Genomic DNA, 14,349 nt, shown 5'->3' with positions numbered 1-14,349 from the left:
TGATTTATAATTAGATCCTCTTTAATTATTACGCGTTAATTCCATTGGCTTTGTTATTTTCGCTGGTGTCTTTAAGGCTCGATTACGTGGTGAATAGATCACGGATAGCTTCGTTTTTCAACTTTCGAGATGATGAATAATGGGCTGAGTGTATCCGTCATTCCCTACAGTGAATGCCCGCGAGGGCGATAGGGAATCTACTCACAGCGCGTTGAGTTTTCAAACTAAATATACTACTGCCAAATATTCTTATATTCATCATTAGTAGAAAATCCAGAAACTAATAGGTCAGTGCCGATTTTGTGATTATTATTGGGTTTGAACAGTAAAAATGTATCTGATTTATAATGTTTTTTATATTATGAAAAGATAAATACGGGCGCATGTTCAAAGAATAAATTCGGGTAAGTTGTTAATATAATAAGCTGTTAGCTATCAAGCTATATAATTGAGAGTTCACTATGATTGTTCAAAACGGAAAGCTTCAACTTCCCCCTGAATTTTTAAGAATGAATAAACGTTTGTTAATAGAATCAAACGAGCAGGTTTTTGAAAAAAACACAAAATGCCCTAATTGTAGCAGTGTTGTAACTATCTCTGAAGCATTTACAAAATCATGTGCTTTAGATAATGGTATTACAGTTCCTGCATTCGATGAAGATGGTGTGATGATTGGGGAATGTTCTAAGTGTAATAAAAATTTCGCAGTAGATGTAATCAATCCAGAATTTTCAGAATTTAGTAATGGTGCTACTAAAACAGATTATTATTTCAATAATGACGAAACAGGCAAAGAAGAGTTATATAAAAACTTATTAAATACTACAACTAGTGTGGAAGGTGATAATAAACTAAAACAATATTACCTTAATTACATTTATGATGATTATCCTCTCTACGTCTGTAATCAATGTGGTGAAAACCTTGAACGATTATCTCTTGGAGTATTCGAAGAGAAATTTGATCTATTCCAAAAGGAATATTACAACTATGTAAACTGGTCATTGAAAAATTCTAGAGGTCAAAGTCCAGAGCATATAATAGTCAAGTTGGGCTTTAAATGTTCCTGTGGTAATGAATGTAAAAGCTTCTTTTTTAAAAAGTATGCCGAAACTGTAAATGTTGAAATTGGAGATTTTTCAATTTGTAACATTTTGGGGGCTAGTGATGTTGATAACCGAATTACGTCAGGTGTTTACTCTAAGAACAATTCTGTATCTTGGTTATATAAATTAATACCAAGGTGGACACTCTTATTTGAGAAAGTTTATATTATAACCCCATTCGTTGGTCATCAGTGGTTAAAATCCGCAGAATTAATGGATACTTGGCTAGAGTTAATAAATAGATTAGATCACAAAAAATCAAAGATTTTACTAAAATATGGTCAGTTCTTGAGTTTTAGAAAAGCATATTTAAAAGAGAACAATATTCCTTATGAAACACTCAGTGAATTTGAGCTTGGTTCAGACTTGTTGTCAGAGCTTAAACAAACAAATGACTTTCATGCCAAAATATATTGTGGTATCAGTCGAGAGCGATGTGAAGTATTTAGTGGCTCAGCCAATTTAGTAAAAGGGAAATCAATGGAAGTTATGCATTTTAATATATTTGCAGACTTTGATAAGTTTAATGACGCTTTTTTAAAGCCACTAGGTATAAAAGAAGACCTACAACTTAAAACTAGAAGCCATTCTCTGTTATTCGATTCTGAGAAAAAGTTTAGTGCTTTTCTTGGGAATGGCACAATAAGCTCTGAGGAATATAGTCACGTTATTTTACTCGATTCATTGAATACGTAATAGAGTAGCTAACAAGGCATTTAAACGGAACTAAAACAGTGGGTTACGTTCCGCTTCGCTACACAGTATAACCCACAATTTTAGTCCGCTTAATGCGGCGTTAGGCAACCAAGGTGGCAAAATGAAGATTGTTGAAAAAGTTACCATAGCGAAAGAAGTATTCTCAATTCTCGCAGCCATCTGTGTTGCTGCTTGGGCGGTGTATGGTACTTGGGTTAAACGGGAACAAAGCATCGCTGAGCTTCAGGTTATTGAGCTTCAACAAAAAACGAGTTTAATGTCTAGTGTCCTGACGGAGATGACTGTTAAGCAGTTTATGACAAAGAGCGGTGTTGTTTTAGCTATGGAAATTACTCTAGAAAATATAGGAAATGAAGATGTTCGTATTTCACTTGATAAAAATTCTATTTTAGTTACAAAAATGAAATTTAAAGATGGACAAGTTGTTTACGACGAACCTGTGTATCTGGGTCACTCTAGGTATCAAGGACAAAACAAAATCACATTGCCTTATATTGATATTGGACCCCATGAAAAATATGATATTTCTTATGCTTATGAAGCAAGTACATCTGGACTATATTTGGTCCGATTCCTTTCTACGATGCAGAGCAATAGTATTGATTCAAAAACAAAAGAAAACTTCGGTGAAGGTGGCTTTATAAAATACAGCACAGGTATAGACCGGATTGTAAATGTTCGACAGTGATCTTCATTCGTAGCGGCAAGTTGTCTAACAAATAAGCACATGTATCGCGCAGCCGACACCTATTCGAAGTGTTGGACAAGCCCAAGCCACTTTATATAAGTAAATATTGAAAATATCATGAAGGGTGATGCCGAGCGTCATCCTTGGCGTGAACCAATCAATTTAATTCATTGATTTATAATTAGATCCTCTTTAATTATTACGCATTAATGCCATTATTTTTGCTATTTTTGCTATTTTTGCTATTTTTGTTGGTGTCTTTTAGGCTCGATTACGTGATGAATAGATCACGGATAGCTTCGTTCCTCAACTTCCGAGATGACGAATAATAACCAGCGTTATTCTTTACCATAACGCATAAATCAACGATCATTATTTTCAATCACGTCAAAATGTACGATTATAACCATCAATAGTGGCAGGACGTTTATCTTGTAGAGTTAGGTGGGTAATGTGTTGTTCGTTCAACAAATGTATCAACCCGATTTACTACGCTTGGTAATATCAGTTTGCTGAGTGTTTCTCGTTTTAAGGCGTCAATATTAAGTATAGTTGCATGGTAGTAAACGTATGCAGGCGTTAAGAGCTAAGGCTCAAATTTATATTGATAGGTAATTCTTTTATGATATTGACATCTTTAATTGATAATACAAGATTGAATAATCGAACAGACCTAGCGATAGAAAGAGGGCTATCTATTCACGCAAGCGCTATGGGGAAAAGTATATTATTTGATGCCGGAAGCAGTGAAGCTTTTTGTGATAATGCAGCATTATTGAATGTTGATATTAACAATGTAGACGCAGCTATTATTTCACATCGTCATCATGATCATTGCAACGGAGTTAGTCACTTTTTAGATCGTAACTCGAAAGCTCAGGTCTATTTTCGTGAATGTGAAGAAACCAATTATTTGTTTAAAACATTTGGCTTTAAAAGCAATATTGGTATAAATAAACAGTTATTGGTCAAAGGTGCTAGCCGACTAACCTTTGTTAATCAAATGACTGAAATTTCATCTAATATTTTTGTTATCACTGATTTAAGTAATAAATATGCTAAACCAGAAGGTAATAAATACCTTTTTACTGAATCTGATGGATGCTATAAACCTGATAACTTTGATCATGAATTATTACTTGTGGTTAAAGAAAATGACGGGCTTATCGTGTTTACTAGCTGTGCTCACAGTGGTGTTCTAAATATGATAGATACTGCAATTAGTCATTTTCCAAATACAAAAATCAAAGCGGTTGTTGGTGGCTTTCACTTGGTCGGATTACCATTATTTAATAGTATTGGTGGAACTAAAAAGCAGATAGAAGAAATTGGTGAATCTATCTTAAATTATCCAATAGATAAGTTGTATACAGGTCACTGTACCGGAATGAAAGCCTATCATATTTTGAAAGGCGTGCTTGGTGATCGCTTAGAATACTTTCCAACCGGTCGTAGTCTTACTATCTAACGTTAGAAATGCTTAACAGATAACAACATGTGTCGCGTAGTTGATACCTGTTCATATCGAGCGTCATCCTTGGCGTGAACCCATCAGTTTAATTTGTTGATTTATAATTATATTTTTTAATTACTACGCATTAATGCCATTATTTTTGTTAGCGTCTTTCTAGCTTATCATCACTCAATAGTTTCAAAGTGGAATTTGTAATCACGAACGCCATCTATATGAATGCCTTTCTCTCTTAACTCAAGATATTGCTGAATCTTAATGGTTCTAAAATCCATTGCTTTTAATGCCAGAATTATTCGAAGTTCATCCATTGTGCGCGATTTAGCATCAGAACTACAGCTGCCACAGACAACATGCGTTTTTTGTTTAAAACCAACCTGATTAAGCCAGCTAAGATCTTTAGTTTCTTTACGTGTGCCACAAAAATAACAATGATTCTGTTGTTTTAATACAGCCTGTTCCCTCAATGCTTTAGGGCTTGATGATTTGGCTTGTGGGGGAGTGTTCGTCTTTCTATTCTGACTGAACATAGAAAGTTGAATGATATTAGACATTTGAATTACTCTTACTAACCAAGGGATAGCGCATATAACAGAACATTAATGCCATGCGCTTTTGTATTTTATTGCTTGTGTATTCGATGAGTCAAACTATCAAGCATGCGTAATGATGATCTCTTGATTATCAACCCGTTGACGCTCGCCATAAATACCTTCATCTGTGCGCTTGCCACAGCTAACAATCATGGTAATTTCATCACTGTTTTTAAGACCAAGTAAAGCTTTCGCGCGTTTAGAGTCAAATCCTTCCATTGGGCACGTGTCATAGCCTTCTGCACGCATTGCCATCATAAATGTCATTGCTGCCAGTGAACTGCTTTTGTGCAAACAAACCCGTAAATCTGCTTTACTCACTTCACGCATCATTGGCTTGTTTCTACCTAAAAAGGCGCAGATTAAGCGACGACCTAAGCCCAAAAGACCAAATCGGTCATTACGATACACAAGCGGGATCAGTTTTTCGTAATATTTAAGAGCGCGTTTAGAGGCTTTATCATCACGGTCTTTAAACATTTCTCGAATGTGGGCAGCATTAATGCGTGTACGCTGTTGCCATTTGTCAGGTGTGATCACAAATGCGACTAATTCATTGGCGGTCTTAGCTGCATTTTGCCCCATACAAAGTGTGGCTAATTGCTGGCGTTTATCATCATTAATCACGCGGTGGAACTGCCATAGTTGCATATTGGAACTGTTAGGTGAAAGGGTGGCTAATTCTAATGCGCGAGCAACTGCTTGATGATTAAACTCGGCCGTTAAATCATATTTACGTACCGAACGGCGACTGTGAACTAAAGAGGAAAAATCGTAAGGTTGAGAAATAGATTCAGGCATGATGATAATGGGTTTTAAGGAATAGAGGGTTATGTTTTTACCTATATTCGATTCAATAAGCAACTTCTGTCGTTATGTTTGTGTCGCATGACAGAGTTTGATGTAAGAAAAGAGGAAAGACTGGCTGATATAATAAAACGCTTATATCAACCAGTGTTATTAATGATCACTCAGGAGTCGCAACGGTTTGGGGGAACATATTGCAGACAATGTTCATTAACCTTGTCAGTACATTAAACGCCACAGAGTTAACATGCGTAATTTTGCTCTGTGATGATACGTTTTTGTTTTGACATGTTCTATTTTAAGTTAAAGTAGAAAAGTTAAAAGTGCATAAATCGATAAATAAGGTTCCCCTTTTTATGAGTGGTCAACGTCTTAAATTGCAATTTCAACGTCTGTACAATCACTTTGGTGGTGATTGCACTGAGACTAACCTGCAAGATATCTCTGAAGTTCTGTTTTGTACGCGCCGTAACGTGCGAATGGTGATCAATAAGATGGTCGAGAAAGGTTGGGTTGACTGGCAACCCGCTGTTGGCCGAGGTAAACAGTCGCGACTTATTTTTAATAATACAGACAGTGAGTTACAACTTCACCATGCCCGTAAGTTAGTGGCTGATGGCAAGTTAGAACCCGCTTTGGTGGCCTTGGATAATAATGCTGAAAAATTGGTACAGTTGATTCAAGAACAATTGGGTATTTCACATCATCAAGGCAAGCAAATTGTCCGTTTACCTTATTATCGTAGCTTTGAAAATATTACACCGCTAAAGCCATTACGTCGTTCTGAACAACATCTTGTAAGGCAAATTTTTAGTGGTCTAACGCAGCTAAAAGAGGAAAAAGGGGAACAAGAAACGGTTATTGGCGATATTGCTCATGCTTGGGAGGCGATAACACCACGTCATTGGCGCTTTTATTTACGGCCAGCAATTCGATTTCATGATGGTCGATTGCTTGATAGTAATGATATTTTTGCGACGTTTTCAGAAGTGAAGCAGCTAGCTTTATTTGCACATATCGATAACGTGCTGTCGCCGTTTATTAATATTATTGATTTTCATTTATCTCAAGATGATTATCGTTTTCCTGATTTATTAGCCAATACTTGCGCTATGATCCAGCCTGCCAATCATGCTTTGATCTCTGATTATAATACTTTCCCGATAGGCACTGGTCCTTATAAAGTGGCAGTTAATGATAAACAACGGTTTAAACTTGAAGCCTTTGAGCATTACTTTGGTTTTAGAGCGTTAAGTGATGTGGTTGAGGTGTGGATATTAAACCACTTTGCTGCGTGTTATTTACAACCGACCTTGGAGGATAAACTTGAGCAACATGTTCATATTTCATCGCGCTTATCCATGGATCAAGGCTGTACCTTCTTATTGTTGAATCGTATTTCTGGTTTAGCGCAAGATCCACAATGGCTATGTTATTTTCAATCACGGTTATATAGCTTAAATGTGATGCGTGAGATGGATTTAACACAGGTGGGGGATTTTAAGTTATTTAATGCTTATGGGTTATTACCTGGTTGGATCCATACTCAACAAGTGCCTGAACCTGTTGTTATGCCGCATAAAAGAATAGTGACATTGGCTTACCAACATGAACATCCTATTTATCCGTATGTTGCCTCTTTGATTGAAAAAATCCTGATGAAAGATGGTATTCGGCTAAATATAATGGAATTAAGCTATGAAGATATCGTTCTAGGAAAGCACGCTGAAAAGATTGATATCTGGCTAAATGGCATGAGTTTGGGAAGCAATCGGAGTGATGCTATTCTGGCGTGGTTGCATAATTTCAATCATATTCAGCGCGTAATGCCGAGTGATGAATTTAAGCAATTACAGCAAGTGATCAGTGAATGGCGCTCAACGTCAACTGCCAAGTTTCCCGGTGATATTATTGGTGAAACATTATCGCAAACAGGGCAAATTATTCCGCTCTTCCATAACTGGTTAGGCGTTGATGATAACGTACAACTGCAAGGAATGGAGTCGAACTTACTCGGGTGGTTTGATTTTAAATCGGTATGGAGTAAGCCTCAGTCATCGTAGTTATTATAGTTGTCATGGTACTAATATCTAAGGTTAAGATGTTGTTGTGCCGCCATAAAAATAACATGCAGATCGATCAAATCACGACGTTGTTGTTGCCAGTGTTGCGATTGCCAGTGTTGCGGTTGCTGATATTGGCAAAATTCTAATAACTTAATAATGATGCTATCGAGCTTTTTTAAGCCCCAGCGTTTTGTGGTTGCACCTTGTTGTGGGTCACAGATAAGTGCTTGTAACTTGGCATAAGGTAATTGGAGATAAGTAAAGGCGAGCTCTGGTTGTTGTTGGCGATGAAACTGGCTGATTTTTTGACACCCATCAAGCCAATAAGCCAATGCTTCTTCATAGTTATGATTATTTTGTTTATTTGGGTTTAGATCTGGCGCGGTAAATAAACGCGCTGGCGTGGCGCTAATGATCGCGATAAGAGGCTCAATATTGTGAGGATTATCTTCACGGTACCATGTCTTTATGGTGGCGATCCATAACTGTAAATCATCCATATATTTATCCTTGTCTAGTAACTTGAAGCATCAGCTTATATGGTGTTTTTATCTATTATTGATACTAGTTATAAGCGTAGTTTAGGATCGTAAACAAGAGGGGTGATTTTGGTGTTTTTTTTGCTTGGATGTGACGTATTTCTAACATTTAAATAAAGCCCATATCCACTTATGCGTGTATGGGCTATTCGTTTTTGTCAGCGGATTAACAGGCTATTACAATGCGCTTTTTAGTGCTGCAATAAAGGTGTCAATATCGGCTGTTGTGATATCAAGATGAGTGACGAAACGCATTGGGTTGCCGCCACTGATTAAGATATCTTGCTGTTTTAGGGTTGCGATTAATTGGGTTTGATCAATGTGTTGATCAACCTTCGCAAACGCCATATTGGTTTGGATATGTTGTAGGTTTACGCTAAAACCGTCAACCGTATTTAACTGCTCAGCTAAGTAACGTGCGTTATGGTGATCGTCAGCAAGACGCTCAACATTTTCAGTTAATGCTAATTTACCCGCCGCGGCAATAATACCCGCTTGGCGCATACCACCACCCAGTACTTTACGCCAGCGGCGAGCTTTGGCAATTAAGGTTTTATCACCTAGTAATAAAGAGCCAACAGGTGCGCCTAAGCCTTTAGATAAACAAATCGTAAATGAATCAAAGTATTTTACAATTTCAGTAATATCTACGTTCATGGCAACCGCTGCATTATAAACGCGCGCGCCATCAAGGTGCATTTGTAAGCCGTATTGATTAACAAACTCACGCGCTTGCTGAATGTATTCTAGTGGCAATACTTTACCATTAATGGTGTTTTCAAGACTAAGCAGTTTCGTACGTGCAAAGTGTGGATCTAATGGTTTAATTGCAGCAGTTAGTTTTGAAAATGGAATACTACCATCGGCATCATTTTCTAATGGTTGTGGCTGAATTGAGCCTAATATTGCCGCGCCGCCGCCTTCAAACTTATAGTTATGTGCTTGTTGACCACAAAGGTATTCATCACCACGTTCACAATGCGCCATCAATGCCAGTAAGTTTGCTTGGGTGCCTGATGTGCAATAAATAGCCGCTTCAAAACCATGACGTTCTGCGGCCCACAACTCTAAATCATTAACGGTTGTGTCATCGCCATAAACATCATCACCGACAAGGGCTGCTGCCATTACTTGACGCATTTTGTCTGATGGGCGAGTGACTGTATCTGAGCGGAAATCTATCATTTATTTTTAATCTTCCTTTGTCGTGTTTTTTTTTAATATATCACTGCGCGATTTGAATGATCTATAGCAATCGTTATTTTATAGTCAGTTATTAACCGCTAAGCTTTATTTACGAGGAATCGGTAGATATAACATCGCTTTTAAGCCACCAAGAGCGCTGCTTGTTAAGACTAAGTCACCACGGTAACTATGTACTAGCTCATTAACGATATTAAGACCAAGCCCTGTACCAGGGGTGTTTTCATCTAACCGCACACCACGTTTTAGTACTTGCTTGCATTTTTCATGTGCAATACCTGGTCCATCATCTTCAATCACTAATACAATATGACCATCTACAATCGATTCTTGATACACACGAATTAAACTATTGGCCCATTTATAGCTATTTTCGATTAAGTTACCGATCATTTCATCTAAGTCACGCTTTTCAACCGCAATCACCACATCACTATCGAGTTCATTTACTAATATGACTTCTCGGTGCGCATAAACTTTATCCATCGCTAATGAGATGGCATCAATACGGTGTGACAATGCTGTTTTTGTGGCAAGAATATTCATGGCTCCCGCCATACGTGCTCGACCTAAATGGTAATCAATATGTTGTTGCAACTGCTGTAGCGCAGGAGCAAGTTTTGCCTGTGTGGCTGGATCTAATAACGATACTTCATTATTTAAAATCGCAATCGGAGTTTTTAACGCGTGTGATAAATTGCCAGAGTGGTTTCTTGCGCGTAATAGCAGCTCTTGATAGTGAAATAATAGTGCATTCAAATCATCAATAACAGGCTGAATTTCAACAGGATAAAGCCCTGTGAGTTCGGTTGAATGTCCTTCACGAACTTCAATAAGATTCTTGCGAAGTTTACGTAAAGGCCACAATGACCAGCTTACTTGTAAGGTGGTTAGTACTAAAATACCAATCGCCATGATAATAAGAATACCCCATAAACCATGGGTTAATTGTTGCAATGTCTTCAGTAGCTTATCTTGATTGACCGCGACTGATAATTCGATAGGGTAGTCACTGTCAGGCAAGCTGAATTTACGTTTCACCACAATTAAAGATTGATTATTGGGACCTTCAAATCCTTTTTGGGCATTACCTTTGATGGTGGTATCCCATAACGAACGCGAACGTAATACTTGGTGATTGAGTTTTAATGACCAATATAAGCCGCTGTATGGAAAATTAAAGCGAGGATTTGATAGGCGACCATCAACAAACAGTTGACCATGTTTATCAATATCTACTTGGGCTGTAATTTGATCCATATAAAGATATAACTGTGATTTTTCTTGTTCGATTAAATAGGTTTTGATGAAACTTGGGACAACATAGCCCGCTGATAATGTAATCGCCAATAACCAGACTGCTGCAGCAATGAGCAGTCGGTTACGAATACTGGGTTGACGATTTTTAGGTGGATTAATTAGCATTGATACGATATCCAAGACCACGTACTGTCTTGATGACATCATTGCCAATTTTACGACGAATACGACCAATAAACACTTCAATAGTATTTGAATCACGGTCGAAATCTTGCTTATAAATATGTTCAACAAGCTCAGTACGAGAAATAACTTTATCAGTGTTATGCATTAAGTATGACAGCACTTTAAATTCAAGCGCGGTTAAATCAACGACATTATCTTGCCATGTTACTTTTGAGGTTCGAGTATCTAAACTTAAATCACCGGCTTGAATAACGGGTGAAACATTACCAGTCGCTCGACGTAATTGGGCGCGCACTCGTGCAACTAACTCGACCATTTGAAATGGCTTGGTGAGATAATCATCAGCACCCGCATTTAAGCCATCGACACGTTGTGTTAGCTCATTACGGGCGCTTAGGATCACCACTGGGCAGTTAACGTTTTCTTCACGGATACCTTTTAGAACAGTAATACCATCCAGTTTAGGTAAGCCTAAATCAAGTACAATGGCATCCCATGGTTCTGATGTTGCGCGATAAAGTGCATCAATACCATCGATGGAGTGTTCTGCAACCCAACCATTTTGTTCTAAACCTGCGACAACTTGCTCGCCTAATGTTACATCATCTTCAACAACTAAAATTTTCATTTTGGAACCTTAAGGACACTTTCAAGATGGCGTCCTTTTATTTCTATCATTTTAAGAGTACGGGCTTCATACTCGACTTTTATTATATTATTGTTAGCATCAATTAGTTTTAATTCGTATATCCATTCATTATCATTTTTGTCTAATTCAACGCGAATAATACGAGCTAATAGTTGCTGCTGGACTTTATGTTGTAGAGCAGAAAAAGGTTGAATAAGTCCTAGAGCCACTGCATCCATGACATTGTCGTGATGTTCATCGATATCAGTATTGGGTGTTGCGAAAACCCGACAGCTAAAAATACTGATAAATCCGATTAGATATAAATATTTGTAATGTTTTTTCATATTTATAACTGTAACCAAGTCGCCATGAATGGAAAGTGAATAACACTATTATAAATAGATTATTCGATTTGTAAGCCTTTAAATTTTTTCATTTTTTAATGTTATAACATAACGTGAGACTTTGGCGTTTTATGCCAACAAATACGATAATCAACACATCAGTAATACCTTCATATTATTGTAAAACAATTACCCGTCAAAGATAGATTCTAGTCTAGTCCATCATAGCCGTATATTTCCGAACATTATTGAGTTACTTAACTGATCTACTTTTATTATTTCTCGTAATACATTGGGTGTGTATTTTGCAAGAATGGCGATGAAATACTTTATGTTCGTAGGGCTGTGGAAGCACAATTGATGAAAATATACTCATCTAAATTTGATAAGAAAGAAGAACGTTGTTAATAGACAACTGATTAATGAATGCTTAAAACCCTTTCATGTATAATAGCGGCATTATATTTGTAATTTTGGATATTTACGATGGCTTCTAGCGCACACGCACTACACATTTTGGTTAAGCATAAAGAATTAGCTGATGACATTATTAAGCAATTAAAAGCTGGAGCGAAATTTCAAGATCTCGCTAAAAAACACTCTACTTGCCCATCAGGTAAAAAAGGTGGTGATTTAGGTGAGTTCCGCAAAGGAGCTATGGTTGCCCAATTTGATAAAGCTGTCTTTTCTGGTAAGGCTATTAGTACCAGTGATGCATTAAAGATGAAAAATACTAACTTGCGTGGTTTGATTCCTGAGCCAGTAAAGACAAAATTTGGTTGGCATATAATCAAAGTTTTATTTGTGATGTAAGTAATTTTAAAAAGGGAAGGTTACGTATCTTCCCTTTTTGTTATTGATTAATTATGCAGCGTCATTTTTTGGTATATCTTGTTTATACGATTTTTCTTGTGCTATCAAAAGTTAATTGCTTTGTGTCTTCAATTAAAGATAAGAATAGACCGACAAGAAATAACATCATTAATAGAAATCATAATAATTATCGAAATTAGTAGTATTTTCCTTTAGGGACTAAATCACATATTTGTTCAGCATTAATTTTCGTGACAATAGTTAATAATCGGTCTCGATCATTTTCACAAAGAGTAGTTAATGGACCAGTATGAGCTGTCCAACCTTTATTTATTGAAAGGTTAATTTGTTCTATAACACCATCATCATTATTATTTCTTTGTAACATTTGAGATATAATATTTAACGAATTATCAAGGCTTTTTTCCATTAGGAATTTATCATTTTCTTTCGCTTGAAAATAAAAAAAAGTGCCACTAATCCAACCTGAGAGTGATAATATAAGTAATAGAGTCGTTATAATACCTTTAGCCATTATTCCTCCTACTAAATTCGTAATCTACAAATTGTAGTAATCGTGTTATCAGACATTATTTGTTTAAAAGCAGCTCTGTTATTATTACAAATGGTAGTGACAGAACCCGTTTGAGCTGTCCAGCCTTTGTCAAACCATATTTCCATCTGTTGTATGATTTCTTTATCTGTTTTTTGATCTTGTAATGCTTGAGAAACTATATTGAAAGCATTTTCTGATATTTTTACTTTAATATATTCATGATCAGTTTTTATTTCAGTATGCATTATGAATGAAGCAAACAGCCATCCAGTAATGGATATTAGAGAAAATAAAAATATTTTTTTCTTACTATACATACAAGCCTACAATTATAAAAGAATGGTATAACGGTGATCAATATTAAAGCTATGCTAAATAAGCAATAATATACCTAAAAGTTATTAATATTAAATCTAGTGTTTTCGTTGAATATAATATTTCAATTGTTTTATTTATCAATGAGTAAATATCAATTTAATGACTGATATCACTTTATTTATAAGATGGGTTGTATAACAGGAATGTAAGTAAAGATGATGGTTTTAGGAGAGGATTATTATATTATATCATTAATGCTTATAAGGTTTATATTGAATTAGTGATTAAATATTTATTCCAAAGTGGAATGTTAATAATTTAATTTCAGGCATTATTATAGTGTTGTTTACTGTTTTTATAATATTCGATGCTCTGTTTTTCTTTATATTTTATGATGAATAGTACTGTTGTTATAATAAAAATGTCATTTTCATTATATGTGGGTATTTTTGTTGAGTAAAAAAAGCTATTAATGATGTATTGCTGAGTTATATTTTCATCGGTGTTAATTACTTTATATAAGGATTGTAAAAATGAAAAAAATACTACTTTCTGCTTTATTTTTAGCTTCGGCTAGCGTAAGTGCTGCGGATCTCTCGGTTAAGATGATGGATCTTAATTCAGGAACAATGACGGGGACTATATTGATAGAGCAAACAAAATATGGTGTCGTTTTTACGCCTGATCTAAAGGGATTCCCTACCGGATTACATGGTTTTCATGTGCATACCAACCCTTCATGTGACTCCTCTGAAAAAATGGGTAAAACTGTTTTAGGCGGTGCGGCTGGTGGCCATTATGATCCAATGAAAACGGATCAGCATGGTTATTCATGGACTGATAATAATCATTTGGGGGATTTACCGCCTCTTTATGTAAACACTAAAGGCGATGCAGAAGAGCCAGTTTTAGCGCCTCGATTAAAATTGTCTGATTTAAAAGGCCGAACATTAATGATTCATGCGGGGGGTGATAATCATTCAGATCATCCTCAACCGCTTGGCGGTGGTGGTGCACGTATGGTTTGTGGTGTGATAAAATAAAAAACTGT

At 36.3% G+C, this 14,349-nt stretch carries 15 protein-coding genes; 6 read left to right on the top strand and 9 right to left on the bottom strand.

Annotated elements, in window-relative coordinates; genetic code table 11:
* The first annotated feature begins 461 nt into the window (after positions 1-461).
* The 3 genes from GLP24_RS08280 to GLP24_RS08270 all read left to right on the top strand — a co-directional run bounded on the left by GLP24_RS08280 (position 462) and on the right by GLP24_RS08270 (position 3,979).
* Positions 462-1,802 (top strand): phospholipase D-like domain-containing protein, encoded by a 1,341-nt coding sequence (locus tag GLP24_RS08280; protein WP_232599585.1) that lies wholly within the window; start codon positions 462-464, stop codon positions 1,800-1,802.
* A 121-nt stretch (positions 1,803-1,923) separates the two neighbouring features.
* Positions 1,924-2,511, top strand: a complete 588-nt coding sequence (locus GLP24_RS08275; protein WP_232599586.1) for a hypothetical protein — start codon at positions 1,924-1,926, stop codon at positions 2,509-2,511.
* Between the two features lie 622 nt (positions 2,512-3,133).
* Positions 3,134-3,979, top strand: coding sequence for an MBL fold metallo-hydrolase (locus GLP24_RS08270; RefSeq protein ID WP_232599738.1), 846 nt, complete (start codon positions 3,134-3,136; stop codon positions 3,977-3,979).
* 170 nt (positions 3,980-4,149) lie between these two features.
* On the opposite strand, the gene GLP24_RS08265 is transcribed toward GLP24_RS08270, so the two are convergent.
* On the bottom strand, positions 4,150-4,536 hold the full coding sequence (locus GLP24_RS08265; RefSeq protein WP_232615848.1) for a hypothetical protein: 387 nt from the start codon (positions 4,534-4,536) through the stop codon (positions 4,150-4,152).
* Positions 4,537-4,635: 99 nt separating this feature from the next.
* Positions 4,636-5,376 (bottom strand): nitroreductase family protein, encoded by a 741-nt coding sequence (locus tag GLP24_RS08260; protein ID WP_269154977.1) that lies wholly within the window; start codon positions 5,374-5,376, stop codon positions 4,636-4,638.
* 362 nt (positions 5,377-5,738) lie between these two features.
* On the opposite strand from GLP24_RS08260, the gene GLP24_RS08255 reads away from it, so the two are divergent.
* Positions 5,739-7,445 carry an SgrR family transcriptional regulator gene (locus GLP24_RS08255; protein WP_232615847.1) on the top strand — a complete coding sequence of 569 codons (1,707 nt, stop codon included), beginning with the start codon at positions 5,739-5,741 and terminating at the stop codon, positions 7,443-7,445.
* Positions 7,446-7,465: 20 nt separating this feature from the next.
* On the opposite strand, the gene GLP24_RS08250 is transcribed toward GLP24_RS08255, so the two are convergent.
* The 5 genes from GLP24_RS08250 to GLP24_RS08230 all read right to left on the bottom strand — a co-directional run bounded on the left by GLP24_RS08250 (position 7,466) and on the right by GLP24_RS08230 (position 11,611).
* Positions 7,466-7,948: a hypothetical protein gene (locus GLP24_RS08250; RefSeq protein ID WP_232612954.1), complete on the bottom strand. Its 483-nt coding sequence runs from the start codon at positions 7,946-7,948 to the stop codon at positions 7,466-7,468.
* A gap of 216 nt (positions 7,949-8,164) precedes the next feature.
* Positions 8,165-9,172 carry a low-specificity L-threonine aldolase gene (ltaE, locus tag GLP24_RS08245; protein ID WP_232615846.1) on the bottom strand — a complete coding sequence of 336 codons (1,008 nt, stop codon included), beginning with the start codon at positions 9,170-9,172 and terminating at the stop codon, positions 8,165-8,167.
* Between the two features lie 105 nt (positions 9,173-9,277).
* Positions 9,278-10,615, bottom strand: a complete 1,338-nt coding sequence (locus GLP24_RS08240) for an ATP-binding protein (RefSeq protein WP_152653500.1) — start codon at positions 10,613-10,615, stop codon at positions 9,278-9,280.
* On the bottom strand, positions 10,605-11,264 hold the full coding sequence (locus GLP24_RS08235; RefSeq protein WP_101767733.1) for a response regulator transcription factor: 660 nt from the start codon (positions 11,262-11,264) through the stop codon (positions 10,605-10,607). Before GLP24_RS08235 ends, GLP24_RS08240 begins: the two co-directional genes overlap by 11 nt.
* Positions 11,261-11,611 (bottom strand): PepSY domain-containing protein, encoded by a 351-nt coding sequence (locus GLP24_RS08230; protein ID WP_101767734.1) that lies wholly within the window; start codon positions 11,609-11,611, stop codon positions 11,261-11,263. The genes GLP24_RS08235 and GLP24_RS08230 overlap by 4 nt, the downstream gene beginning before the upstream one ends.
* Positions 11,612-12,097: 486 nt before the next feature.
* On the opposite strand from GLP24_RS08230, the gene GLP24_RS08225 reads away from it, so the two are divergent.
* Complete coding sequence (locus GLP24_RS08225; RefSeq protein WP_101767735.1) at positions 12,098-12,424, top strand: peptidylprolyl isomerase; 327 nt, start codon at positions 12,098-12,100, stop codon at positions 12,422-12,424.
* 196 nt (positions 12,425-12,620) lie between these two features.
* On the opposite strand, the gene GLP24_RS08220 is transcribed toward GLP24_RS08225, so the two are convergent.
* Positions 12,621-12,959, bottom strand: coding sequence for a hypothetical protein (locus GLP24_RS08220; RefSeq protein ID WP_232604378.1), 339 nt, complete (start codon positions 12,957-12,959; stop codon positions 12,621-12,623).
* Between the two features lie 11 nt (positions 12,960-12,970).
* A complete protein-coding gene (locus GLP24_RS08215; protein ID WP_101767737.1) occupies positions 12,971-13,297 on the bottom strand; it encodes a hypothetical protein in 327 nt (108 codons plus the stop codon).
* Between the two features lie 534 nt (positions 13,298-13,831).
* On the opposite strand from GLP24_RS08215, the gene sodC reads away from it, so the two are divergent.
* Positions 13,832-14,341 carry a superoxide dismutase family protein gene (gene sodC / locus GLP24_RS08210; protein ID WP_101767738.1) on the top strand — a complete coding sequence of 170 codons (510 nt, stop codon included), beginning with the start codon at positions 13,832-13,834 and terminating at the stop codon, positions 14,339-14,341.
* The last annotated feature ends 8 nt before the right edge of the window (positions 14,342-14,349 follow it).

The sequence above is a fragment of the Photobacterium carnosum genome (genome assembly GCF_021236965.1).
GTDB classification, from domain to species: Bacteria; Pseudomonadota; Gammaproteobacteria; order Enterobacterales; family Vibrionaceae; genus Photobacterium; species Photobacterium carnosum.
The sequence above is the reverse complement of the archived record's forward strand: the minus strand, read 5'-3'. Positions and strand labels throughout refer to the sequence as shown.